17 protein-coding genes and 1 pseudogene are annotated in these 23700 nt (G+C 68.5%); 9 read left to right on the forward strand and 9 right to left on the reverse strand.

The features are described from left to right. From CA234_RS05960 to CA234_RS05985, 6 genes and pseudogenes are all read left to right on the forward strand, one after another. Nucleotides 1–298 (forward strand): annotated as a pseudogene (locus tag CA234_RS05960) (nuclear transport factor 2 family protein); the annotation flags it as partial. Then, nucleotides 295–606, forward strand: a complete 312-nt coding sequence (locus tag CA234_RS05965; protein ID WP_164521725.1) for a DUF3088 family protein — start codon at nucleotides 295–297, stop codon at nucleotides 604–606. The pseudogene CA234_RS05960 and the gene CA234_RS05965, both read left to right, overlap by 4 nt. A gap of 126 nt (nucleotides 607–732) precedes the next feature. After that, nucleotides 733–2670: a biotin carboxylase N-terminal domain-containing protein gene (locus CA234_RS05970; protein ID WP_126001130.1), complete on the forward strand. Its 1938-nt coding sequence runs from the start codon at nucleotides 733–735 to the stop codon at nucleotides 2668–2670. Beyond that, a complete protein-coding gene (locus CA234_RS05975; RefSeq protein WP_126001131.1) occupies nucleotides 2667–3131 on the forward strand; it encodes a GNAT family N-acetyltransferase in 465 nt (154 codons plus the stop codon). The genes CA234_RS05970 and CA234_RS05975 overlap by 4 nt, the downstream gene beginning before the upstream one ends. Beyond that, complete coding sequence (locus CA234_RS05980) at nucleotides 3132–3581, forward strand: MaoC family dehydratase (RefSeq protein WP_126001132.1); 450 nt, start codon at nucleotides 3132–3134, stop codon at nucleotides 3579–3581. A gap of 17 nt (nucleotides 3582–3598) precedes the next feature. Then, on the forward strand, nucleotides 3599–4816 hold the full coding sequence (locus CA234_RS05985) for an FAD-dependent oxidoreductase (protein ID WP_126001133.1): 1218 nt from the start codon (nucleotides 3599–3601) through the stop codon (nucleotides 4814–4816). Here the strand turns inward: CA234_RS05985 and CA234_RS05990 are convergent. The 6 genes from CA234_RS05990 to CA234_RS06015 form a co-directional block, all read right to left on the reverse strand. Next, nucleotides 4813–6279, reverse strand: coding sequence for an NAD(P)/FAD-dependent oxidoreductase (locus tag CA234_RS05990; RefSeq protein WP_126001134.1), 1467 nt, complete (start codon nucleotides 6277–6279; stop codon nucleotides 4813–4815). The two genes, CA234_RS05985 and CA234_RS05990, sit on opposite strands and share 4 nt — an antisense overlap. Before the next feature lie 53 nt (nucleotides 6280–6332). Next, entirely contained in the window at nucleotides 6333–10547 is a 4215-nt protein-coding gene (locus CA234_RS05995; protein ID WP_126001135.1) for a translocation/assembly module TamB domain-containing protein, read from the reverse strand. Further along, nucleotides 10547–12742 (reverse strand): BamA/TamA family outer membrane protein, encoded by a 2196-nt coding sequence (locus tag CA234_RS06000; protein WP_241213277.1) that lies wholly within the window; start codon nucleotides 12740–12742, stop codon nucleotides 10547–10549. The genes CA234_RS05995 and CA234_RS06000 overlap by 1 nt, the downstream gene beginning before the upstream one ends. A 103-nt stretch (nucleotides 12743–12845) precedes the next feature. Further along, on the reverse strand, nucleotides 12846–14888 hold the full coding sequence (locus CA234_RS06005; protein WP_126001136.1) for a malate synthase G: 2043 nt from the start codon (nucleotides 14886–14888) through the stop codon (nucleotides 12846–12848). A 75-nt stretch (nucleotides 14889–14963) separates the two neighbouring features. Then, nucleotides 14964–15410: a MarR family transcriptional regulator gene (locus CA234_RS06010; protein ID WP_125973352.1), complete on the reverse strand. Its 447-nt coding sequence runs from the start codon at nucleotides 15408–15410 to the stop codon at nucleotides 14964–14966. A gap of 204 nt (nucleotides 15411–15614) precedes the next feature. Further along, the gene (locus CA234_RS06015) at nucleotides 15615–16427 is read right to left on the reverse strand and encodes an A24 family peptidase (protein ID WP_206431097.1); all 813 of its coding nucleotides are present in this window, start codon (nucleotides 16425–16427) and stop codon (nucleotides 15615–15617) included. 145 nt (nucleotides 16428–16572) lie between these two features. Here CA234_RS06015 and CA234_RS06020 point away from each other — a divergent pair, with 145 nt between their 5' ends. Continuing rightward, complete coding sequence (locus CA234_RS06020) at nucleotides 16573–17760, forward strand: acetyl-CoA C-acyltransferase (RefSeq protein WP_126001137.1); 1188 nt, start codon at nucleotides 16573–16575, stop codon at nucleotides 17758–17760. A 136-nt stretch (nucleotides 17761–17896) separates the two neighbouring features. On the opposite strand, the gene CA234_RS06025 is transcribed toward CA234_RS06020, so the two are convergent. After that, nucleotides 17897–18379: an SH3 domain-containing protein gene (locus CA234_RS06025; RefSeq protein WP_125973356.1), complete on the reverse strand. Its 483-nt coding sequence runs from the start codon at nucleotides 18377–18379 to the stop codon at nucleotides 17897–17899. 73 nt (nucleotides 18380–18452) lie between these two features. Here CA234_RS06025 and CA234_RS06030 point away from each other — a divergent pair, with 73 nt between their 5' ends. Then, nucleotides 18453–19451, forward strand: coding sequence for a D-glycerate dehydrogenase (locus CA234_RS06030; RefSeq protein ID WP_126001138.1), 999 nt, complete (start codon nucleotides 18453–18455; stop codon nucleotides 19449–19451). A 129-nt stretch (nucleotides 19452–19580) separates the two neighbouring features. On the opposite strand, the gene CA234_RS06035 is transcribed toward CA234_RS06030, so the two are convergent. Together CA234_RS06035 and CA234_RS06040 are read right to left on the reverse strand one after the other, a co-directional pair. Then, complete coding sequence (locus CA234_RS06035) at nucleotides 19581–20984, reverse strand: nitronate monooxygenase (protein ID WP_125973360.1); 1404 nt, start codon at nucleotides 20982–20984, stop codon at nucleotides 19581–19583. 79 nt (nucleotides 20985–21063) lie between these two features. Further along, a complete protein-coding gene (locus CA234_RS06040) occupies nucleotides 21064–22197 on the reverse strand; it encodes a glycosyltransferase (RefSeq protein WP_125973362.1) in 1134 nt (377 codons plus the stop codon). Nucleotides 22198–22328: 131 nt separating this feature from the next. Here CA234_RS06040 and CA234_RS06045 point away from each other — a divergent pair, with 131 nt between their 5' ends. Beyond that, nucleotides 22329–23693, forward strand: a complete 1365-nt coding sequence (locus CA234_RS06045; RefSeq protein WP_241213279.1) for an MFS transporter — start codon at nucleotides 22329–22331, stop codon at nucleotides 23691–23693. Nucleotides 23694–23700: the final 7 nt, after the last annotated feature.

Below are 23700 nucleotides of genomic sequence, written 5' to 3' on the forward strand. Positions count from 1 at the left end.
GGGCGGCGCCACCGTCGTCACGGAAGCGGAGAACGGCGCCACGACGGTCCGCACTCTGACCAACGCCGAACTGCTCGCCCGCTTCCGGCCGGGCCCGGAGACGTTCGACGAGCGCATTTCCGGCCCCGCGGTCGAGATCGACGGCGACCTTGCGATGGTGTGGGCGCCCTATGTGTTCCGGCTGAACGGCAAGGTGCATCACTGCGGCACCGATCATTTCAGCCTCGTCCGTGAAAACGGCGCCTGGAAGATCGCCAGCCTCGCCTGGACCTCGCGCACCACGGGATGCCCGGCATGAGCCGCGACACGCTGTTCGTCCTCGACGCCGACTGGGCCGACCCGGCCTATGGCGGCACGCGCCGCTTCTACTGCAAGGACTGCATCACCGTGGAGGGCCTGCTCGCCGCCTTCCCGGAGCGCGCTGCGAACATCGAGGTAGTGCGCGTCCCCTGGCCCCGCCCCCGCACGGCGGTGGTGGCGCGGCTGGGCGAGGAAAACCAGAACCTCCCCGCGCTCGCCTTTGCGGAGGGCGGCTTAGCGAACGACATCGAGGGCGTGCTCGCCGCGCTCCACACCCGCCACGGCTTTCCGGAGCGCCACCCGTGAGGGGCTGTCCTACACGCGCGGAATCTGCCTAGGCTTGGCCATGGCTAGCGAACCGCAAACCGCTGTTATTTTCTTGATCGACATGTGCGAACTTCGTGAAGTTCGTGCGGTTCGGGAGCGCCTATCATGCTGAAATCGCTGCTCATCGCCAATCGCGGCGAAATTGCCTGCCGGATCATCCGCACCGCCCGCGCGATGGGTTTGCGCACGATCGCGGTCTATTCGGACGCCGACTCGAACGCACTCCACGTCCGCCAGGCCGACGAGGCCGTGCATATCGGCCCCTCGCCGGCGCGCGAAAGCTATTTGGTGGCTGAGAAGATCATCGCCGCGGCCAAGGCAACCGGCGCCGAGGCGATACACCCCGGCTATGGCTTCCTTTCCGAGAATGCCGACTTCGCCGAGGCGGTGCTCGCCGCCGGGCTGGTCTGGGTCGGGCCGAAGCCGGAGAGCATCCGCGCGATGGGCCTCAAGGACGCCGCCAAGGCGCGGATGATCGCGGCGGGGGTGCCGGTCACGCCCGGCTATCTCGGCGAGGACCAGTCGCCCGAGCGGCTCCGGGCCGAGGCCGATGCGATCGGCTATCCGGTGCTGATCAAGGCGGTCGCCGGCGGCGGCGGCAAGGGCATGCGGCGGGTCGAGAGCGCCGCCGAGTTCGCCGACGCACTCGCCAGCTGCAAGCGCGAGGCCGCCTCCTCGTTCGGCGACGATCGGGTGCTGCTGGAAAAGTACATCCTCAGCCCCCGGCACATCGAAGTGCAGGTGTTCGGCGACACGCACGGCAATGTCGTCCACCTCTTCGAACGCGACTGCTCGCTCCAGCGCCGCCACCAGAAGGTGATCGAGGAAGCCCCCGCCCCCGGCATGGACGCCGAGACGCGCGAAGCGATCTGCGCGGCGGCTGTGCGCGCGGCCAAGGCGGTCGACTATGTCGGCGCAGGCACGATCGAGTTCATCGCCGACGCCAGCGAAGGCCTGCGCGCCGACCGGATCTGGTTCATGGAAATGAACACCCGGCTCCAGGTCGAGCATCCGGTGACCGAGGAGATCACCGGGCAGGATCTCGTGGAGTGGCAGCTCCGCGTCGCGAGCGGCGAGCCGCTGCCCAGGCGGCAGGAGGAGCTCTCCATCAACGGCTGGGCGATGGAGGCGCGGCTCTATGCGGAGGATCCGGCCAAGGGGTTCCTGCCCAGCGTGGGGAGGCTGGACTTCTTCGGCATTGGAGAAAGCCACATCGTCCGGATCGAAACCGGGGTCGGTCTCGGGACCAGCATCTCCCCCTTCTACGATCCGATGATCGCGAAGGTGGTCAGCTCGGGGTCGACCCGCGAGCGGGCGCGATCACAGCTCGCCGCGGCGTGTCACAACACGATCGTGGCGCCTGTGAAGACGAACGCGGCGTTCCTCTGGCGGTGCCTTCGGCACAAGGACTTCATCGAAGGCACGCTCGACACCGGGTTCATCGCAAGGAATGAAGCCGATCTGATCGGGTCTTCCTCGCCCAGTCAGGCCGTGATCGAAGCCGCCGCAATGGCGGTCCTTCACGACGAGATGGGCGATGGCGAAGCCGTACAGCTATGGCGCCACGAAAGCCGACGGGAGCCGCAGCCCGTGGCTGGCGCAACATGGAGAGACATTGTCGGCTTCCGCCTGAATGCGGCGCCCCGCATCCACATTGCACTTCGGCATGAGAATGAGCGCTACACGCTCGATCATCTCGTCGAAAAACCGGCGCAACTCAGCACGATTGTAAAGGACGACAAGGTGCTAGTGGCTGACATGGGCCAGAGCTTCCTATTTGAACGCGATCGATATTCGGGTGGCGCTTCCGGCACAGCCGCCGACGGCGCCCTGCTCGCCCCCATGCCGGGCCGCATCACCGCGGTGGACGTCGCGGCCGGCGCGCAGGTCACCAAGGGCCAGCGGCTCGTCACGCTGGAGGCGATGAAGATGGAACATGCGCTCACCGCGCCGTTCGACGGCACCGTTGCCGAACTCCCCGTCGCCGCCGGCGGGCAGGTCACCGAAGGCTCGCTGCTCGTGCGGGTGGAGAAGGCGGCATGATCTTCCGCGACGCCACGCTCGCCGACCTCCCCGCCATCGTCGCGATGCTCGACGATGACGCGCTCAGCCGTGGCCGCGAGGACGCCTCGCTGCCGCTCGATCCGCGCTACGAGATGGCGTTCACCGATATCGATCGCGACCCCAACCAGCGGCTGATCGTCGCCGAACGCGACGGCGCGGTGATCGGCACGATGCAGCTGAGCTTCCTTCCCGGCATCGCCTTTCGCGGCGCCTGGCGCGGCCAGATCGAGGCGGTGCGCATCGCGTCTTCCGTTCGTGGCCAAGGACTTGGCAGCCAAATGATAGAATGGGCGGTAGCAGAAAGCCGCGCCCGCGGCTGCCGGATGGTGCAGCTGACCTCCAAGAACGACCGCACCGATGCGCACCGCTTCTATGAGAAGCTCGGCTGGACCAAGAGCCATGCCGGCTTCAAGCTGAAGCTCGATCAGGACGAAGGCTGAATGGCACGCTTCTTCGACGAATGGCAGCTGGGCGACCGCATCGAGCACGCGTTGCGCCGCACGGTGACGGAGACCGACAATCTCCTGTTCACCGCCCTCACCCACAACACCCAGCCGCTGCACCTCGATGCCGAGGCGGCGCGCGCCTCCGAGTTCGGGCAGATCCTGGTCAACGGCACCTATACGTTCAGCCTGATGATCGGCGTCACCGTGGCGGACACCACCGCCGGCTCGCTGGTCGCCAATCTCGGCTATGACAAGCTGGTGATGCCCAAGCCGGTGTTCCTCGGGGACACGCTGCGCGCCAGTTCCGAGGTGGTCGAACTGCGTGCCAGCAAGTCGCGCCCAGGCCAGGGCATCGTCACCTGGCGGCACCAGATGCACAACCAGCGTGACGAGCTGGTGTGCGAATGCCTGCGATCGGCCTTGCTGCGCAGCCGTTCGGCCTGACGCGCGTTCGGCAGGGGATGCAACAGTTTGACGTGATCGTAGTCGGCGGCGGCGCCGCCGGCATTGGGGCCGCCCGCACGCTGGCCGATGCCGGCAAGGAGGTGCTGCTGGTCGAGGCCGACACCCGCCTCGGCGGGCGGGCGCGGACCGAGCATGTCGACGGCATGGCGCTCGACCTGGGGGCGGGCTGGCTCCATTCGGCCGAGCACAACCCCTGGGTCGAGATCGCCGCGCTGCACGGCTTTGAACTCGACCAGACGCCGCCCCGCTGGCGCGAGCAATGGCGCGAACTCGGCTTCTCGCAGGCCGAGCAGCGCGACGCCGCCCGGGCCTATGATGCGTTCGAGACCCGGCTGCGCAAGGATCCGCCGCCGGGCGATCGCGCGGGCGCAGCGCTGGTGCCGGATAGTCCCTGGAGCGCCTGGATCGATGCGATCAGCGGCTTCGTCAACGGCGTCGACACCGCCAAGCTCTCGATCGCCGACTATCTCGCCTATGAGGATGCCGCGACCGAGACCGACTGGCGCGTGCCCGCCGGCTATGGCGCGCTGGTGACCGCACAGGCGGGATTCCTGCGTACCGCGCTCGCCACGCCGATCACCGCGATCGACCGTTCGAGCATCCGCCTCAAGCTGCAGACGCCGCGCGGCACGCTGGAGGCGGCGCAGGTCATCGTCACCGTCTCCACCGACATCCTGGCGCGCGGCGACATCATGCTCGCGGGCCATGACGACCTGCTCCATGCCGCGGCCGCCCTGCCGCTGGGCCTGGCCGACAAGCTGTTCCTCGCGATCGACCAGGGCGCCGACGAACTGGAGGCCAATGCGCATCTGCTCGGCGATCCGCGCAGCGTCATCACCGGCACCTATACCCTTCGCCCCTTCGGACGCCCGATCGTCGAGGCGATGTTCGGTGGCGAGGGTGCGCGCGAACTGGCCGCGCGCGGGCTGCAGGGCGCTGCCGACTTCGCGATCGAGGAATTGTGCGCGTTGCTCGGCGGCCAGTGGCGGAAGCGGCTGCGGCTGCTCGCGGGCTCGGCATGGAGTCGCGAGACGCATATCCGCGGCAGCTACAGCCATGCCCTCCCCGGCCGCGCCTCGGCCCGGCAGGTGCTCAGCACCCCGATCGATCCGCGCATTCGCTTCGCGGGCGAGGCGTGCTCGGCTACCGAGTTCTCCACCGCGCACGGCGCCTACAAGACCGGCGTCACCGCCGCCCGCGCGCTGCTCGGCTAGGCAGCGCTGCGCTTGGCAGGCTCGGGGTTGGAGAAGACCATGTCGTCGTCGATCCCGCCATATTTTAGCGCCAGCAGGTCACGAGTGTAACTCTGGTGCACCCGCCAAGGCTTGCGATGGCCCTGGCGTGGCAGCAGGTGGATCGCGCGCTGGACATAGCCCGAGGTGAAATCGAGGAAGGGCTGCGGCTCTACCGGCGCGGAAGGCTGCGGGGTCACCTGCCGCATGCCGCGCTTCGCCATCGCGGCCAGCAGGCGGGTGACATAGCGCGCAGTGAGGTCGGCCTTCAGCGTCCAGCTGGCATTGGTGTACCCGAAAGCGATGGCGAAGTTCGGCACGCCGGCGAACATCATCCCCTTGTAGGTCAGCCGCTGCGACCAATCGACCGCCGTGCCGTCCACCGTCACCGGCACGCCGCCCATCAGCTGAACTTCCAACCCCGTCGCGGTGACCACGAGATCGGCAGGCAGTTCGCGACCGGATTGCAGCTTGAGCCCGTCGGCAGTGAACCGATCGATCCGATCGGTGACGACATCGGCTTTGCCCTTGCGGATTGCGGCGAAAAGGTCGGCGTCGGGGACCAAGCACAGCCGCTGGTCCCACGGATCGTAGCTGGGCGTGAAGTGGGTGGCGACATCATAGCCTGGGTCGAGCTCACCACGGACCATCTCGACCAGCCGCGCCTTCGCCTTGGCCGGATGCTTGCGCGCCAGCCCATAGAAATACTGGCCGATCAGTACGTTTTTCCATCGCGTCAGACCATAGGCCGCCTTGGCAGGAAGGATACGCCGCAGCCAGTTTGCGATGCGGTCCTGCGAGGGCCGCGCCACGACGTAACTGGGCGAGCGCTGCAGCATGGTGACATGCGCCGCCTCCCGCGCGAGTTCTGGGACCAGCGTCATCGCCGTCGCCCCGCTACCGATCACGACGACGCGCTTGCCCGCATAATCGATATCGGGCGTCCAGAATTGCGGATGAACGATACGACCGTGAAACGCCTCGCGCCCTGGGAAGTCCGGCAGATGGCCGCGCTCGTAGTTGTAATAGCCCGCGCAGAGGAACAGGAAGCTGCAGCTGAACAGGCGGGTCCGCCCGCCCGCCTCGACGGTGACCGTCCACAGCGCCTCCACGCTCGACCAGGCGGCACCGACGACCCTGTGGCGATAGCGAACATGCCGATCGATCCCAAATTCACGGGCGGTGTCGACCAGGTAGCGCAGGATCGCGTCGCCATCGGCGATCGCCTTGGCATCGGTCCAAGGCCGGAACGGAAAGCCGAGCGTGTACATGTCGGAATCCGAACGGATGCCGGGGTAGCGGAACAGGTCCCAGGTGCCCCCCATCCGCTCGCGCGCCTCGAGGATCGCATAGGTGCGGCCGGGGCTCTGCGTCTGCAGGTGATAGCCCGCGCCGATCCCCGATATCCCCGCGCCGACGACGAGCACGTCGAAATGTTCGCGCATCTTTTCTGCCTCTCCGCGAGGCATGGTTGCACGACTATCGGGCCCGCGCCACCTCAATAATCCCGCGAGTAGCGCAGCGTCGCACCCGATCCGCCGAACGAACTCGTCTGCGAAAGCACGCTCAGCGCCCGCGACAGCGACACCTCCAGCTGCGTTGCGGTGAAGCCCCGAGCGTCGGTGATGATCTCGATATAGATGTTGTTCGTGATGTACTTGCCCGCCGCGAGCGAGGTCCCCCGCCCGGTGGTATCGTCGGCGCCAAGTACGCGCAGCCGATCGATGCCCGTTGCGGACTTGAGCTGCCCGAGCGGGTTGAGCCCGCCGCCGGTGGCGCGCAGCGAGTTGAGCGCCGCGGCCAGCTGGATCGCCTCGGTGGCGGACAGGTTGGTCACGTTGGTGCCGAAGAACAGCCGCGACAGCACCTCGTCCTGCGGCAGCGCCGGGTTGGAGGTGAAGGCGATCTGCGGCTTCTGCGCGGTGCCGGTGATGTTGAGGATCGCCGCCACGCCCTCCGCCGTGGTGTTCGCCGAGATGTCGATCGTCGGGTTGGTCAGCTCCGCGCCCTGGAAGCTGATGATGCCCTTGGTCAGCTCGAAGCGGCGGCTGGCGAAGCTGTAGGTGCCGCGCACCACTTCCATCGTGCCGCGGATCTGCGGGGCGAGCGTCGTACCGCCGATGGTGATGTTCGCCTGCCATTCGGACTCGAGCCCCATGCCGCTCACCATCAGGCGATTGTCGGCTCGCACGCGGATCGCGAGGTCGAAATTGCCGAAGGCGCGCGCCGGCTTCTTCGCCTGCGCCTGCTGGTTCGGATCGATATCGCCCTTGCGCCGCACGCCGCTGAGCTCCGGGATCTCGGCCGCGCCCTGGCGGATGATCTGATAGTTCGCCTCGGGGATGTTGATCTGCCCCTCGATCTTCTGGACGTCGACGCTCTTGGTGATGGTGAGCGTGCCGCTCGCCGTCGCGCCCAACGCCTCGCTGCGCGCCAGTCGGGCGTTGTCGAGCTTGACGTTGATCGCCATCGGGAAGCCGTCCGCCGAGGAGAGACCGACCCGCCCGCTGGCGCTCACGCTGCCGTCACCGGCGCGCGCGTTCGCCTGATTGAGCACGAAGGCGTCGTTGGAGAACTGGCCGTCGATCTTGAGGTTGGTCAGGCGGGTGCCGGTACCTTCATTGTCATAGGTCAGGTTGTCGGCGCGGACGACGCCGTTGAGCTGCGGGCGATCGACCCGGCCGGTGAAGTCCGCCGCCATGCCGATCGCGCCGGTGAGCTGCTGGTTGGGCAACCCTGCAAAGGCGAAAGGCAAGGCTGCCGGGCCGTTATAGCGAATGCCGCCGGAAAGCGGGGCCGCCATCAGCCGCTCGGTCCAGCTGCCCGCACCCGGTCCCAGCGGGCGCAACGTCGTGACAACGCGACCGATCGTCGCGTCGCCCCGCCGGATCAGCGCGCGCAGGTCGCCACCGTCGGGGAGCAGCTTGCCGACCATGCTGATATGCGCCGGCGCCGAGACGCGGACGAGGCTGGAGCGGGTCAGATCGTCGATCTCCAGCCGCATGTCGGCGCTGGGGAACGCGTCCGCCGAGGTCTGGGCGAAGTCGAGGCTGCCGGTGGCAGTCCCGCCGATGCCGAGATCAGGCACGAAGGCGTTGATGATCGCCAAGTCGAGCTTGTCGAGCCGCGCCTGCAGCACCGTGCCGTCGCCATAGCGGCCGGCAAGGCGCAGGCTGCCCTGGTCGAAATCGATCTGGGTCGGCAGCAGGCGATAGGTGCCGTTCTCGATCGCGATCCGTGCAGCCTGCAGCGTCCGGAACTTGACCCCGCTCGCCTGGCCTTGGAGCGCGGCCGTCCACAGCGCCGGGGTCATCCGTCCGTTGAGCGCGACGTCGAACGCCACGCCCGACGAGCCGCTGGCAACCGCCTGCACGGTGCCATTGCCGCCGCGATAATCGATCTTGGCGCGCGCGGTGCGCAGCAGGAACTCGCCGCGCTTGAGGTTGGCGATCTGCACGTCTGCGACGACCTGCGGCTGGTCCGCCAGCACGATGCTGGCATTGGCGATGGCCCGGCCGATGGTCAGCTCGGCGACGCCGGGGATCGCGGCATTGGCCGCGGTCGCCCGCACGTCGGCGCGCTGGAACTTGCCCTCGGCGCCCAGCGTGGCGAGGCCGTTCACGCCCGATCCGCGGAAGGTCAGCTGGCCAGCGAAGGGCCCGGCCGAGGTCTGCTGAAGCTGGCCGGCAATATCCATGCCGGCGAAGCGCGCGGCATTGACCTGGATCGCCAGTGCCGTGCCGGTGCGGACCAGCACATCGGCGTTGAACGGCCCGTAATTGCTCTCGCCGGTGGCGGTCACCGCATAGGCGTCACCGCGGCCGACGACCTTGGCCTCGACCTTGGCGAGCCCCACGCCCAGCCCAGGCTTTTCGGCACGCAGCAGCAGCTGCGGCGCGTTGAGCGTGCCGGTCACGCGGGCGCTGAGCGGGCCGTACTGATCGGAGACGGCGTCCGCCGTGAGCCGGATCGCGCCCGCGGGATCATAGCTCCCCTGCCCGCGCAGCACGCGGAACTGCGGCGCCTTCAGACGGACATCGGCGATGCCGATCACGCCCTTGGGATCGAGGTTCAATCGCGCCGAGGCGACGGTGTTGCCGCCCAGGAAGTTGCGGACGCCTTCGTTGAACAGCTTGCGCGACCGCCCCGCGACCTTGCCGCGAATGCCCCAGCCGCCGCCAGGGGCGGTGTAGAGCTCGGCATCGGTGTTGAGGTCGACCACGCCGACCCCGGCGATGGTATAGTCGTTGATCCGGCCCTTGAGCGCGCCGGCATAGCGGCCGGTGGCCATGTCGGCGGCGACGATTGCGGTGGCGTCGATCTTGTCCGACTTGAGCCGGAGGTTGTCCGAAAGGATGCGACTGCCCGAGATGGCGATGTCACCATTCACCGTCACGTTGGTTACGAGCCCGCCAGCAGCGGCATTCAGGCCGGAAACCCGGGCGGCCCGCGCACGCACGGGCACCAGGATGCGATCCGAATCGACGCGGGCGCGGCCTTCGGCATAGAGCTGCTCGACCACCGTCTCGCCAAAGCCGATCGCGCCGGCGGAGAGCTTGTAGTCGACCATGGGGGTCGCGAAGGCGCCTTCCAGTGCCAGCGAGGCACGCACCGAGCGGCCGACCAGCTTGGGTGCGATCGTCCCCGGCTTGAGCAGCAGTGCGTCGACATGCACGCCGCGGAACTGGTTGTTGCCGAGATCGACAAGCCCCTGGGCCTGCGCGGACAGCGCATCGGACTTGAGCTTGATCACGCCGTCGGCCTTGCGGTCGGCCCAGCGGAAGTCGGTGTCGAGCCGCAGCCCCGGCGCAGTCAGGCGCTCGACCGGGCCCTGCAGGTACAGGCCCGGATGCGTCATGCCGCGGATCTGGAAGCGGCCGCTATCGGCGGTCACGTCGAGATCGGCGAGACTGCCGCCGAGCGTCGCGACGCCCTTGCCGGCCCAATGCTTCCAGTCGCCCGCGCCCTGGACGGTCGCCACCAGCGGCGCCCGCAGCTTGGCGAGACCGGCGACGAGGCCGCCCTTGGGAGCATGCAGCCGCAGGTCGATGTCGAGCCGATTGGCTGCCGGCACCGCGTCGAGCTTGAGCGTCACGCGGTCGCCGCCGGCCACGCCGCGCGCCGCGATCGTGCCCGCATCAGCGACCAACTGCGCACGCCCGTCCGACAGATGCGCCGATCCGCTGAGCCGCGCGATGTGCCGCTGGCCGTCCACCGCCGGCGCGATGTCGATCCGCGCGACGTTCAGCCGCGCGACGTCGATGTTGAGATCGGGCAGCAGCGGGGCGTTCGGATCACCCGAAGGCTTGAGTTCGGGCAGCCGCGCGAGCCGGATTTCCGGGCTCTCCAGGTTGCGGATGTCGATCCGGTTGTTGAGATAGGAGAGCGGCCGCCAGTCGAGCCTGATCTCCTGGGCGGTGGCGAACACGCCCCTGGTGTCGCTCACGCGCACGTCGCGCAGCACCATGCCGCCATAGATCGAGCCGTCGATCCGCCCTACGCGGAAGCCGAGGCCGGACTCGAGCTTGAGCCGGGCGAGTTGATCCGCAATCAGCCGCCGCCCCGGCTGGGTATCGAGCCCCAGCACCGCCAACCCCGCCAGCGCCGCAAGCGACACCAGCCCCAGCGCCACCCACTGGGCGACCTTCACCCAGAGCGGCTTGCCGGCGCGCACGACCGTGACGGTCTCGGTTTCAGGCACGTCGTCCACCATCAGAATGCCTGTCCGATCGAAATATAGAGCGCGATCTTGGATTCACCCGGCTTGCGCGCGATCGGGGTCGCCACGTCGATGCGTAGCGGCCCGAAATTGGTGTAGAGCCGGCCGCCGATGCCCGCGCCGAAGCGCAGGTTGCGGCCCGTGGGCATGGTGCCCTCATAGACCTGGCCGGCGTCGAGGAACGGCACGATGCCGTAATTGCCGAAGCGGTAGCGCGCCTCGATCCCGAACTCGTTGAACGAACGGCCGCCGACCGGCTTGTCGTCGGGCGATCGGGGCCCGAGTTCCTGATAGCCAAAGCCGCGCACCGAGCCGCCGCCACCGCCATAATAGCGCCGCGAAGGCGGCAGGTCGTCGCGCGACACGCCGGTGATCGATCCGGCGCGGACTCGGCCGGCAAGCACGATGCTGCTGGTGACCGGGTAATAGCCGTCCACCTCCAGCATCCCCCGCGCATAGGGGCGCACCGATCCGCGCACCGAGGTCTCCGCGCTCAGATTGCCCTTGATGCGATAGCCCCGCGTCGGGTTGAGCAGGTCGTCCGAGGTGTCATAGCCGAGGAAGGTCGGGATCGCCGCGATCAGCCAGGTTCCGCGATCGCGCTTGCCGAGGCTGTAATTGTAGCGGTCTTCGTTCGAGCCGACGAGCTCGGCGCCGTAGTAATAGGTCCAGCGCTTCTGCCAGATCGGCGTGGAATCGCGCGAGATGCGGGCCGATAGCGTGGTGGTGAAGGCCTCGAACGCGTCGTAATCCTGGTGGTTGAGCGACGCGGTGAGCAGGAAGGTGCGGTCGCGCTTGCCGGCATTGGAGCGACGGAAGGTGGTGGTCAGCGCCTGTTCCTGCGTGCCGAGGATGCTGCTGACGGTGAGCGCGCCTTCGGGTGGGAACAGGTTGCGGTGCGCCCAGCTCGCCTGGGCCTTGATGCCCTGGCCGGTGCTGTAGCCCAGTTCGCCCGCCAGCGTGCGGGCCTTGCCCGCAACCTGGCGCACCAGCAGGTCGACCTGCTCGGTACCGTCCGGACCCGGCTTGCCGGTGCGCTGCGGCTCGACCGAGACGGTGGAAAACAGCCCCGTCGCGATCAGCGCCTGGCGCAGGTCGTCGATTTTGCGGCTGTCGTAGATCTGACCCTCGCGATAGCGGCGGAAGATGTTGATGTGCTCGGGCGTGAACACCTGCCGGCGCCCCGCCGTCTGGATCTCGCCGAAGCTCGCACGCGGGCCCAGCGTCACCGGTAGCGTATAGTCCCCCTTGTGGGTGGCATCGTCGAGCACGATGTCGCGCTGGCCCAGCTCGATGAACGGATAGCCCTGTTGCGGCATCCGCAGCGACACATTGGCCTCGGCGCCGAGCACGCGATCGGCCTGGATCGGGTCACCCGGGTTGAGGTTGAGCTCGCGGTCGAGCAGCCCCGGCGGATTCGTCGGATCGCTCTTGATCCGCACCGATCCCAGGCGGTAGAGCTTGCCGGGCGAGGCGACGATCGTCGCGCGGAGGTTGCCCGAGTTGGGCGGGTTCTGCGCGATCGAGGACGATGCGGTGCCGTCATAATAGCCGAGCGACTTCATCAGCCGCAGCGCCAGCTTCTCGTCTTCGCGGGCGCGGGCCGAGACCATCGCCGCATTGGCCGCCTTGCCCTTGCCGTGCTGGAGCGCGGAAAGGCTACGGAACTCGTCGTCGAGCCGCAGTTCGGCGAGGCCGTCGACTTCGGTGGTGTAGCGGATGGTGGGCGCCTTGTCGCTGTCGTCGGCGGTGTCGGCGACCGGCGCCACCTTGAATTCGGCGAGGGGCGGCAAGGGTGCGGCCATTTCGGGCGCCTCGGGGCCTGCCGCGGCAAAGCCCTGCTCATCGACGACCGCCGGAGCCTGCAGCACCGGGGTGGCGGGCGCGGTCGGCGCGGCGGAGGGGGCGGCATTCGGCGTCGCCGCCGGCTTCTGGAAACCGCCGAGCGGCTCCAGCGGCGCGTTGATGTCGTCGCTCAGCTTGGGCAGGGCTTCCTCGAACGCCTTGTCGGTGACGATCGGCGCAGCCTGCTGCGGATCGCTGGCGGTCGCATCCTGCGGGGCTTGCGGAGCAGATTGCGGCGCACCCTGCCCCGGCTTGGGATCGTTCAGCTGGGCATGCGCAACTGCTGGCACGAACCCCGCCCCGGCCAGCGCCGCGACCCAAACCACCCGAACCCCTTTACCCACGCGCCTCCTTCGGGAGCCGCGACTGCATCCGGCCCTCCCGCTTCCGTAACGGTCCGTTGCCGATTTGGCTCCCCGCTTCCGTCGTTCCAAGCAACGCTTGCGATCAAACGCAAGGTTCGAGCGCCTTGGCGCGTGCCCGATAGAGGTGCAGCAACGGCTCGGTATAGCCGCTCGGCTGGTCGACGCCCTCGAAGATCAGCGCCCGCGCCGCCTGGAAGGCGAGGCGCTGCGCCTCCCGCCCCGCCATCGGCTGGTACAGCGCATCGCCGGCATTCTGCGCATCGACCTTCGCCGCCATGCGATGCAGCGCAGCGTCGACCTGCTCGGGCGTGGCGACGCCGTGAAGCAACCAGTTGGCAATGTGCTGCGAGGAGATGCGCAGCGTCGCGCGATCCTCCATCAGCCCGACATCATGGATGTCGGGCACCTTGGAGCAGCCGACGCCCTGGTCGATCCAGCGCACGACATAGCCGAGGATGCCCTGGGCATTGTTGTCCAACTCGCGCTCGATTTCCTCGGCGCTCCAGTTGCGTCCTTCGGCGAGCGGTACCGTCAGCAGATCGGCGAGCGGCGGCACCTCGGACGAGAGCGCCCGCTGGCAGGCGGTGACGTCGACCTGATGGTAATGCGTCGCGTGCAGCGTCGCGGCGGTGGGGCTCGGCACCCAGGCGGTGGTGGCGCCGCTCTTCGGGTGCGCGATCTTTTGCGCGAGCATGTCGGCCATGCGATCGGGGGCGGCCCACATGCCCTTGCCGATCTGCGCGCGCCCGGCCAGCCCGCAGTCGAGACCGATGCGGACGTTGCGCGCCTCATAGGCGGCGATCCAGCGCGCGACCTTCATCTCGTCTTTGGGCACCATCGCGCCCGCGCGCATGCTGGTGTGGATCTCGTCGCCGGTGCGATCGAGGAAGCCCGTATTGATGAAGAACAGCCGGTCCTTCAGCGCGTGGATGCAGGCGGCGAGATTGGCCGAGGTGCGCCGCTCCTCGTCCATCAGACCGATCTTGATCGTGTTGGGCGCGAGGCCGAGCAGCCCCTCCACCGCGCCGTACAGCCGATCGGCAAAGGCGCATTCGTCCGGCCCGTGCATCTTCGGCTTGACGACATAGATCGAGCCCGCCCGGCTGTTGCGGAAGCGCCCGAGGCCCCTGAGGTCATGTAGTCCGATCGCGCCGGTGACGATCGCGTCGAGAATGCCCTCGGGCACCTCGCTGCCATCGGGCAGCAGCACCGCCGGCGTCGTCATCAGATGACCGACATTGCGGACGAGCAGCACCGCGCGCCCGGGCAGCGTGATGCCTTCGGCCAGTTCCCGATCGGGCGCCAGCGTGCGGGTGAGGCTGCGGCCGTTCTTCGCGAACGTCTCGGCCAGATCGCCGCGCATCAGCCCCAGCCAATTGGCATAGCCCTGAACCTTGTCCTCGGCGTCGACCGCGGCGACCGAATCCTCGAGATCGACGATCGCGGTCAGCGCCGATTCGAGCAGGACATCGGCGACATGCTCGGGATCGTTGCGACCGATCGGGTGGCCGGAATCGCGCACGATCGCGAAGTGCAGGCCGTTGGCGCCGCGATAATAGATGGTCTGTCGCGCGCCTTCCGCCGTGCTGCCGATCTCGGTGGCGGAGGGCAGCAGCACCTGGTCGAGGAATGCCCGTGCCCAGGCGATCACCTGCGCGCCGCGCGCCGCATCATAGCCGCCGGGGCCTGCCGTGCCCGGGATCGCATCGGTGCCGTACAGCGCGTCGTACAGGCTGCCCCAGCGCGCATTGGCCGCGTTGAGCACGAAGCGGGCATTGAGCGCCGGCACCACCAACTGCGGCCCGGCCAGCGTCGCGATCTCCGCATCGACATGCTCGGTCGCGATGGCGAACGGCACCGGTTCAGGAACCAGATAGCCGATCTCCCGCAGGAACGCCTCGTCGGCCGCCGCGCCGCTCGCCAACCGCGCATCGATCGCGGCCTGCAGCGCGTCGCGCCTGGCCAGCAGGTTGCGGTTTACCGGTGCATGCTCGGCGAAGATCTTCGCGGCGCCGGCCCAGAACCCGTCCGCATCCATGCCGAGCGGCGGCAGCACCGCGTCCTCGACGAAACGCGCCAGCGTCGTGGCAACCTGCAGTCCGGCGCGATCGGCATAGTCAGTCAACGGAGTCCTCCTTGCGGTTCTTCGCTACACGCCTGGGGAGGGCCCTCCCTGCTTACGCGAGGCCGGGCGGCGCGATCAACCCCCGTCGAATGCCGTAGCCGCGTCTTCGATCCGCGCGAGCATCGCCGCCAGTTGCGTCTTCTCCTCCTCGGAGAAGCTGGCGAAGAGGCGCCGCTCCAGCTCGAGCGCCTTGGGCGCGACCTGCTCGTACAGCTGCCAGCCCTCGGGTGTGAGCGCGACCAGATGCGAGCGCTGGTCGATCGGATTTGCCGCACGTGCGATCAGCCCCCGCTCGACCAGGCCGATCGCGGCGCGACTCACCGTCACCTTGTCCATGCGGGTTCGGCCGCACAGCGCCTGCTGGCTCATCGCCCCGCCCTCGGCCAGCACTGCGACGAGACGCCATTCGGGAATGCGCAAGCCGAAGAGGTTCCGATAGGCGGTGGCCACCGCATCCGACACCGCATTGGAGGCAATCGACATTCGATACGGAAGAAAGTCGTTCAATTTCAATGCAGTCATCTAGCCCCCTAAGGTGTGATTAACCTTTACGCATGTGACAACGCTGGCAGGTTGCAAATTTTGCAATGATACCGGTAACAGTTCGCACTTGCAGCAGATGCCCTCGCGATGCAGAAAGATCGGGCCTTTCAGGCATCCTCTCCTAAGACTTTCAAAGGCCGTCCTCCGGGGCGGCCTTTTTTTTGGCCTGCAGCAGGCCGGCGATCAATGGTCGATCGGCGCGAGCTGCCATGTCATCACCTCCCCCGGCGGGGCCGGCGGCGGCAGCAACTGCGGGACAAGCCACACCATCCAGGCCCCCAGCGCCAGCATCACCCCGAAGGGGAGCCGGTCGCTTGCCCGGACCCGCCGCCCCACCACCAGCATCGCCAGCACCGCCGCTAGCCCGATCAGGCTGGCGGCGAGCAGCACCACCGGCAGATTTTCCCAGCCGAGCCAACAGCCGATCGCCCCGAACAGCTTGGGGTCTCCTCCGCCCAGTCCCTGCCGACCGCGCAGCGCCCTGTAGCCTCGCGCCACCAGCCACAGCACCGCAAAGCCGGCAACCCCGCCGAGCACGCGCTCGGCCAGCGGCGCGCCAATGCCCGCCGCGCCGACGCCAAGCCCGACGACGGCGAGCGCCGCATTTAGCCCGTTCGGCAGCCAGAAGGCCGCAAGATCCAGCGCCGCCAGCGCCAGCAGCAGCCACCCGAACACCGCCCCTGCAGCCCCCTCGACGCCCGGCGCGGCGAGCCCCGCGATCCCGCCGATCGCCAGCCCCACGACCTCGGTCCACCAGTGGCTCGGCGCGATGCGCGCCGCGCAATGGCGGCACCGTCCCCGCTGCACGAGATAGCTGAGCACCGGCACCAGTTCGGCTGCGCCCAGGGGGATGCCGCAGGAATCGCAGGCCGAGCGCCCGCGGGCGACGCCCCGCCCCTCCGGCCAGCGGATCGCGATCGTGGCGATGAAGCTGCCGAACACCGCGCCCAGCACGCCGAGCAGGATCGGCCATCCCCATAGTTCCATCGGTGTCATGCGGCGGCCCAGCGCCTGTCGGCGCGTCGCGTCTGAAGGGGTCGGCAATCGGTACGCACGTGGCCTTCCTGCGGGAACGCCCGGGCTTTTGCAAACCTGCCGCCGAGGCCCTAGATCGGCGCCAAACACTCTGAGAGGAACCTGCATGTCCGCCGATCCCATCGTCATCCTGTCCTATGCCCGCACGCCGATGGGGAGCTTCCAGGGGAGCCTCGCCGAGGCGTCCGCCACCGATCTCGGCGCCACCGCGGTGGGCGCCGCGGTCGAGCGCGCCGGGCTGAAAGGTGAGGCGATCGAGCGCATCTATATGGGCTGCGTGCTCCCCGCCGGGCTCGGCCAGGCCCCTGCCCGCCAGGCCGCGCTCAAGGCCGGGCTGCCCCAGCACATCGAAGCGACCACGGTCAACAAGATGTGCGGATCGGGCATGCAGGCGACGATCATGGCCGCCGAGGCGCTCGCTGCGGGCTCGGTCGACCTGCTGATCGCCGGCGGCATGGAGAGCATGACCAACGCCCCCTATCTCTCGATGCGCCACCGCAGCGGCGCGCGGATCGGGCATGACGTGCTCAAGGACCACATGTTCCTCGATGGGCTGGAGGATGCGTATGAACCCGGCCGGCTGATGGGCAGCTTCGCCGAGGAGACGGCGAAGGAATATCAGTTCACCCGGGAGGCGCAGGACGAATTTGCCATCGCCAGCCTGGAGCGCGCCAGGGCGGCGCAGGCCAGCGGCGCCTTCGATCGGGAGATCGTCCCCGTCGAATTGCAGGGTCGCAAGGGTGTGGTCACGGTGGGGCTCGACGAGCAGCCGACCAAGGCGGATCCGGCCAAGATCCCGACGCTCAAGCCCGCCTTTGCCAAGGACGGCACGATCACCGCGGCCAATGCCTCGTCGATCTCGGACGGCGCGGCAGCTCTGGTGCTGGCCCGCGCCTCGGTGGCGGAGAAACTGGGGCTGACGCCGATCGCGCGGATCGTCTCCCATGCCGCCCATGCCCATGCGCCCGCACGCTTCACCACCGCGCCGGTATTCGCAATGCGCAAGGCGCTGGAAAAGGCGGGCTGGGAAACCGGCAACGTCGACCTGTTCGAGGTCAACGAGGCCTTTGCCTGCGTGACGATGATCGCGATGCAGGAACTGGGCCTCAGCCACGACGCCGTGAACATCCATGGCGGCGCCTGTGCGCTCGGCCATCCGATCGGCGCCAGCGGCGCGCGGGTGTTGGCGACGTTGCTGTCCGCGCTGGAAACCAAGGGCCAAAAGCGCGGCCTCGCCTCGCTGTGCATCGGCGGCGGCGAGGCGACCGCGGTGGCGGTGGAGCTGATGGATTGAGCCACTCTTCCTGAGCCCCTCCTCCTGGGAGGAGGGGTTTGGGGGTGGAGGGTTTCCAGAACGTGCATGGGTCTCGGTGAGGCACAGCCCCACCCCAACCCCTCCCCTGAAGGGGAGGGACTTTAAGAGTCGTAATTTACCGCACCGTTTCGCCCGGCTCGGTCCCCCAGATCCGCGCCTGCTCGACATAGCCGGCACGTCCTGCGGCATCGAACCAGCACCAGCCGCCGCTGCACGCACTGATCTTGCCGACCACGCCCGGCGCTGCGCGCCAGCTGATGTGCGAGTCGCCGGACGGGCTGCTGTGCAGCTCGGCGATCCCGCCCGCGACGATCGCCGTACGCTTGTCGTCGAGCAGATTGGCCTGCATCCAGCCTTCCGCGCCATCAGGATCGCGCACCTTCACCCAGGCGCCATAGCTCGCGAGCACCTTCACCGGCAGGCCGCGCCGCTGGTAGAACCAGTTGGTGGGATAGTTGCGCCCCGGCCCGCTGCGCATCCGCGCCTTGCTAGCCTTGAGCGAGGCATAATAAGGCGGCTTGCGCTCCGCATGTGCGGGGGTGGCCAGGGCGACGAGCGCCAGGGCTGCGATACCGATCGAGAAACGCCGCTGCTGCATGCCGCGTCTATCGACCAGCCGGCCCTGCGCTTCAACCGTTGACTGTATCCGCGCCACCGGCCAATCCTTTGCCATGGCCGATCCCAAGCGACCGTCCCGCCCCCGGGTGATCCTCACCCGCGCGCTGCCGCACGCCAGCGAAGCGCGGATGGCGGCGCTGTTCGACTCGGTCCCAAACCCCGACGACGCGCCGATGGAAGCTTCCGCGCTCGCCGCCGCCATGGCCGATGCGGACGTGCTGGTCCCCACCGTCACTGACCGCATTACCGCCGACCTGCTCGCCGCCGCGCCCGACCGTCTCCGCCTCATCGCCAATTACGGCGCGGGCGTCGGCCATATCGATCTCAAGGCCGCGCGCGCCCGCGGCATCGTTGTCACCAACACCCCCGGCGTGCTGACCGACGACACCGCCGACATGACGATGGCGCTGATCCTCGCCGTGCCGCGCCGGCTGGTGGAGGGCGACAAACTCGTCCGCTCCGGCGTCTGGCGCGGCTGGAGCCCGACCAGCATGCGCGGCCACCGCATCGGCGGGCGCAAGCTCGGCATCCTCGGCATGGGCCGGATCGGCCAGGCAGTGGCGCAGCGCGCCCGCGCCTTCGGGCTGCAGATCCATTATCACGGGCGGCACCGCGTGCACGAGGTGCTCGAGCATCAGCTCGGCGCCACCTATCACGACGATCTCGACGCGATGCTGGAAGCGGTCGACATCCTGACCATCCACACCCCGCACACCGCGACCACCAACGGGCTGATCGGCGCGCGGCGGCTGGACCTGCTCGGGCCTGATGGCTGGCTGGTCAACACCGCGCGCGGCGAGATCGTCGAGCCAGACGCGCTGGTGACGGCACTGCAGGAACGCCGGATCGCCGGGGCCGGGCTCGACGTCTATGTCGACGAGCCCAGGGTCGATCCACGGCTGATCGCGCTGGAAAATGTCGTGCTGTTGCCGCACCTCGGCTCGGCGACCTTCGAGGCACGCGAGGCGATGGGGATGAAGGTCATCGCCAATATCCGCAGCTGGGCCGACGGGCACCGCCCGCCAGACCAAGTGTTCGAAGGGTGGCTTTGACCTGAACTTTAGCCCCTCCCCTTCAGGGGAGGGGTTGGGGTGGGGCTGTGTCTCACAGAGACCAACAGGCGTTCCGGAATCCCTCCACCCCACCCCCCGTCCAAGGAGGAGGGGGTAGACGTGCTTTCCTCAATCCCCGGTTAGGATCCGGTCCACCAGCTGCTTCACCGTCGGCACGAACCCGTTCGAATAGAACGGATCGCGCTTGAAGTTGTACGCGGCGTGGCCGGCGAACATCAGGTTCTTGTCGGTATCGCCGCCATGAGCGATGTCCTGCAGCGTCTTCTGGATGCAGAAGCTACGCGGATCTGCCAGGCGGCCGGTCGAGTTGGTCTCGGTATCCGCCCAGGACGAGAACTGGCACTGGCTGAGGCAGCCCATGCAGTCGGCCTGATCCTTGCGGATCACCTGCTGGTCCTCGGGGGTTACGAACACCAGCGTGTTGTCCGGCGTCTTGAGCGCGCTGGTGAAGCCGAGGCCGAACCATTCGCGCGCGCGCAGCAGGTCGTTGCGCGTCACCCAGAAATTCTTGCCCTTCACGCCGACGTCGAGCTGGAAGGTGTGATCCCCCGCAGCCTCGGTCGAATAGGGAATCTGGCGCTCCGAGCGCGCTTCCAGGTGACGCAGAAACGGGTTGCGCACCGCGCTCGAATAGAAGCCGGTCGGCGAGAAGCGGTGCAGTAGCACGTCGCCTTCCTCGATCTCCATCAGCTTGGCCTTCCAGCCATCGGGAATCGGGCTTTCCCGGGTGAGCAGCGGGCGCGTGCCGAACTGGAAGGCGATCGCGCCCAGCTCGGGATTGTCGATCCAGTCGTTCCAGTCGCGCAGATACCAGACGCCGCCGGCCATCACGATCGGTACGCTGTCCGGCAGGCCGCCTTCGCGCATCACCTCGCGCAGCGCCTTGACGCGCGGATAGGGATCCTGCGGCGCGCGCGGGTCCTCGGCGTTGGACAGGCCGTTATGCCCGCCAGCGAGCCAGGGATCCTCATAGACCACCGCCGCCAGCCATTCCTGCGCCTTCGAATAGGCCCGCTTCCACAACGCGCGGAAGGCACGGCCCGAGCTGACGATCGGCAGGTAGCTAACCTCGTGGTGCGCCGCGATCTCGCTGAGCTTGTAGGGCATACCGGCGCCGCAGGTGACGCCCGCCACCATGCCCTTGGTCCGCTCCAGCACGCCCTGGAGGACGCGCTGCGCGCCGCCCATTTCCCAGAGCACGTTGATGTTGATCGCGCCCTTGCCGCCGGCGATCTCGAAGGCGCGCTTGACCTGCTGGACGGCGCCTTCGATCGCGTATTGGATCAGCTCTTCATGGCGCTCGCGGCGTGTGAGGGCACGATAGATCTGCGGGATGATCTTGCCATCCGCATCATAGCTGTCGGCGTTGACCGCGCTGACCGTGCCGATGCCGCCGGCGGCCGCCCAGGCCCCCGCGCTCGCATGGTTGGTCGCTGCGACGCCCTTCCCGCCCTCGACCAGCGGCCATACTTCACGACCGTTGTAGTTGATGGGCGAAAGACCCTTGAACACATTGCCTCCACAAAAATTGCCGCGCGACGCTAGCCGGATTGGCTGCGACAAGCGAGTAACAAATCAACCCCGCCCCGTCTCAGCCCAGCGTGCCCGGCCGCCCCATCGCCTGGGAATAGAGCCGCGCATAGGCCGCAACCATCTCGGCCTCGTCGTACAACGCCGCAGCCCGCAGTCGGTTCGCCTCGCCCAGCCGCTTCCGTTCGTCGGGATGCTGCGCCAGGATGTCGAGCCGATCGCGCAGCGACACTTCGGTGCGGTCGACCGAAAGATACTTGTGATTGGGTTCGGACACCATTGCCGCAATATCCCCTAGCTGCGGCGCGACAATCGGCAGCCCCGCCGCCATCGCCTCCAGCACCGAAACCGGCGCCTGCTCGCTTTTCGACGACAGCGCGAAGATGTCGAACAGCCCCAGATAGCGATGCGGATTGGCGATGAAGCCGGGCAGGAAGACCTGGTCCTCGATCGCCATCGCCTCTGCCTGATCGAGGATCGCCTGGCGCTCGGGGCCCTCGCCCAGAATCACCAGCTTGAAGCGCGACGACATCCCCGCCGCGGCGCGGACCAGCATCGGCAGGTCCTTCACCGGCCGCAGCCCGGCGAGACAGCCGATGAACACTTCGCCCTTGCGGCGCTTGTCCAGCATCGGCAGCAGCGACGAGTCGAGCTGGCCGGTGTAGCGCCCAGTCGGCACGCCATTGGCGATGCGCACCAGCCGCTCGGCCGGCTGTTTCCAGAACTTGGTCGCGACCTGCTCGAGCTTTTCGGAGGGCACCACCAGCGCATTGGCGGCGGGCAGCGCCATGCGGCGATACATGTTGCGCACGGTGCTCAGCTTCTCGGCCTCGTCGGCGTTGAACCCGTCCTCATGGTGGATGATCGGCGGCAGGCCCTTGCCGAACACCCGCGCCGCCATCACCCCGTCGATCGCCCCCCAGTTATAGGTGAGCACCAGGTCGAAGCGGCGCATGAAGCGCGCGATCTGCTCGTAGCGCTTGACCGAGGGCTTGCCGGCGAGCGGCGGTGGATCGAGCGCGATTTCATACTTGATGTGGCGGTCGATCGCCTCGCGGGCGCCGAGCTGGTCGGGCATCGCCGAGACGATGGTGTGCCGGGCGCGGTCCCCAAAGGCGTTCATCAATTGCACCGCCCGCGCTTCCTTGCCGCCGAGCGCGAAGGTCGAATGAAGATGGAGGATGTGGATCGACATGGGGGCCGGGGTGTAGCGGGCGATTGCGGCGGCGTCATCCGTTAGCATGCGAGGGCACGAGACCGTCGGCCCGGCTGGCCCTCGCCCGCCTGCCCCGCTAGAGCCGGCGCCATGCAGCGCCAGACCCGCCGATGAGCGACACCGCCCCGCCCGCCCCGCGTAATGGCGGCTGGATCATCGCGGCGTGCATGTGCGCCTCCAGCCTCGCCTTTCTCGACGGATCGGTGACCAATGTCGCGCTGCCGACGATCGGCAGGACGCTCGCCGCCGACGCGGCGACCTTGCCCTGGATCATCAACGCCTATCTCCTGCCGCTCTCCGCGCTGCTGCTGTTCGGGGGCGCGACCGGCGACTATTTCGGCCGGCGACGGATGCTGATCCTGGGCGTCGCGATCTTCGCCCTGGCCTCGCTCGGCTGCGCGCTGTCGAGCGGCACCGACCTGCTGCTCGCTTCCCGAGCACTGCAGGGGATCGGCGCGGCAATCCTGATGCCCAACAGCCTCGGGTTGCTCGGCAGCAGCTTCCACGGCGAGGCACGCGGACGCGCGATCGGCACCTGGGCCTCGGCCGGGGCGATCGCCTCCGCCGTCGGCCCGCCGCTCGGCGGCTGGCTGGTCGACGCGGTCGGCTGGCGCGCGATCTTCTACCTCAACCTGCCCGTCGCGGCCGCTGCGATCGCCATCGCCTGGCGCTTCGTGCCGGAGAGCCAGCGTGGCAAGGGCGGGCTCGACTGGCTGGGCGCCGCGCTGGCCACCGCCGGGCTGGGCAGCCTGACCTGGGCGCTCACCCTCTGGTCGAGCAGCCATGCGGTCTCCACCCCGTCGACCGTCGGCCTCATCGGCGGCGTGGCGCTGCTCGGCGGCTTCGTGCTCCACCAGCACCGGCTGGGCGAGCGGGCGATGATGCCGCTGGCGCTGTTCGGATCGCTGCCCTTCGTCGGTTTGACCGTGCTGACGCTGCTGCTCTACGGCGCGCTGGGCGGGCTTATCCTGCTGCTGCCCTATCTGCTGATCGTCGGCGGCGGCTATCCGCCCGCGCAGGCGGGGCTCGCGCTGCTCCCCTTCTCGATCGTGATCGGCGTCTCCTCGCGCTTCGCCGGGCGGCTGGCGGCGCGGATCGGCGGGCGCTGGCCGCTCTCGATTGGGCCGATCGTTACCGGCCTCGGATTCTGGCTACTCTCGGGTGCCGATCCGCAGGCAAGCTATTGGACGAGCATCCTGCCGGGTATGCTGGTGCTCTCGCTGGGCATGGCGGGCGCGGTGGCGCCGCTGACCACGGCAGTCCTCGCCTCGGTCGACGATCGCTTCACGGGGACCGCCTCGGGCTTCAACAGCGCGATCGCGCGCACCGGCGGGCTGGTCGCGACCGCGCTGGCTGGTGCGGTGCTGTCGCAGACCGGCGCGGCGCTGGTCGGCGGCTTCCACGTCGCGGCGCTGGTGTGCGCGGGGCTGGCGGTCGCGGCGGGAGTGACGGCGCTCCTGACGCTCGAGCCGTGAAGCGCCG

The sequence above is a fragment of the Sphingomonas sp. ABOLE genome (genome assembly GCF_003950455.1).
GTDB lineage: Bacteria > Pseudomonadota > Alphaproteobacteria > Sphingomonadales > Sphingomonadaceae > Sphingomonas > Sphingomonas trueperi.